The 1,317-nt window shown below is 21.3% G+C and carries 1 protein-coding gene; it reads right to left on the bottom strand.

Annotated features, from left to right (window positions below; genetic code table 11):
• The coding region (locus tag D1B31_RS24540; RefSeq protein WP_192894828.1) for a hypothetical protein at window positions 1–1,317 on the bottom strand (1,317 nt) is incomplete at both ends.

The following is a 1,317-nucleotide window of genomic DNA, read 5'->3' as shown; positions in this document are numbered from 1 at the left end:
GAGCATTAATACTGTAAGTATCAGATGAATTATTTTCAAATTCTAAAGGTTGTATAGAATGTAAAGCATCAGAATTAAAATCATTATTTAATGTTATTGTATTATTATTAATTAAAGAAAAACCTTCAGAAAAAGTAGAAAAACTATTTAATATTTCAAATTTAGTTAAGTCTGTAACATTTTTAGGTAAAGATCCTTTAATTACATATTTTGTAATTTTAGTTGAATTATTAGAATCATTATTTAAATTTTCTTCATCTAAATTATCAATATTATTATTAACTATAGTAAATAAATTATTTGAAACATTATTCCCACTTATTGTAGGATTTGAAAATAAACTTACTCCACCTTCTGAAAATGTATTATTAGAATTTCCATTTGATGAAGATATATCTGAACTATTATCTGAGTTACTATTATTAGTATTTGAATTATTATCTGAATTACTATTATTAATATTACTATTAGTAGTATTTGAATTATTAGAATTATTATTATTAGTATTACTATTAGTATTATTTGAATTATTAGAATTATTATTTAAATTAGTATTGTTTGAATTATTATCTGAGTTAGTACCATTATTGTTTAAATTAGTATTATTTGTATTAACATTAGATGTATTATTTGAATTAACATTAGATGTATTATTTGAATTAACATTAGAATTATTATTTGAGTTAACATTAGAATTATTATTTGAATTAACATTAGAATTATTATTTGAGTTAACATTAGAATTATTATTTGAGTTATTACTTTGTGCAAAATCTCTTAAAGCATTATCAATTTCATTTAAACTTCTAGTATTCACTCCTCTTCTATCACTTTCTCTAACTTCTTCTAATCTTCGAGCAAGCTCCTCTCCAACATCTGGATGTACTACTGAATTATCTGTTTCTGGATTTACAGGTGTAGCATTTGGTCTGACAGGAATTTCAGGAGTTCCAGGTCGTGTTACTGGTGTATTATTTGGAGTTTTTGTTCCTCCATTCCCAAAATTCTCATAAGAGCCAGAACCACTATCAAAATTAATAAAATCATAAACTTGATTTACAAGATTATTACTTGCTTCGATATCACTTAAACATAAACCTGAAACATTACTTATATAATAAAATAAATGATTATCATTATTACATAAATAAACAAAATGATTATATATAGATTTAAAATTAGCAAAAGAAATATTATTGAAATTAGATATAATTTGATGTAAGAAAGATAAATTAATTTTATGCTCAAAAGTAATAAAGTTATTAAAATAAGAATTAAATATATTAATATCAAAACAATTATTCAAATCATTAAATG

The sequence above is a fragment of the Neobacillus notoginsengisoli genome (assembly GCF_003515685.1).
GTDB classification, from domain to species: Bacteria; Bacillota; Bacilli; order Bacillales; family Cytobacillaceae; genus Bacillus_D; species Bacillus_D notoginsengisoli.
This window is presented reverse-complemented; position numbering and strand designations above follow the sequence as displayed.